Source organism: Xenorhabdus entomophaga, from assembly GCF_037996725.1.
GTDB lineage: Bacteria > Pseudomonadota > Gammaproteobacteria > Enterobacterales > Enterobacteriaceae > Xenorhabdus > Xenorhabdus khoisanae.
Genome location: NZ_JBBMXH010000418.1, coordinates 1 through 295, shown reverse-complemented (window position 1 = coordinate 295; position 295 = coordinate 1). Strand labels below are relative to the sequence as shown.

Below are 295 nucleotides of genomic sequence, written 5' to 3'. Positions count from 1 at the left end.
TCATTGAAGATGCTTGATTTTTCACTCACATTAGCTCATGTTAGCGACCATGAAAATTCATCTGACAGCAGATCAAAAGAAAGCCCTCGAATTGATGCATGATACCACTCGTGATGGACGAGTACGTGACCGTATCAAAGCGGTTCTTTTGGCTTCCGAGGGGTGGACAGCCCAGATGATTGCTCAGGCCTTGCGTATTCACGAAAGTACCGTAAGCCGCCATCTGAAAGATTATTTCTCTCAGGAAAAGCTCGCCCCTGAAAATGGGGGCTCTGAAAGTCACCTGTCTGCCGAA

At 47.1% G+C, this 295-nt stretch carries 1 protein-coding gene; it reads left to right on the top strand.

The features are described 5' to 3' along the window. Nucleotides 1-49: 49 nt before the first annotated feature. Nucleotides 50-295: helix-turn-helix domain-containing protein (locus AAC854_RS23455; RefSeq protein WP_340619176.1), on the top strand; the 246-nt coding region annotated here is incomplete at its 3' end.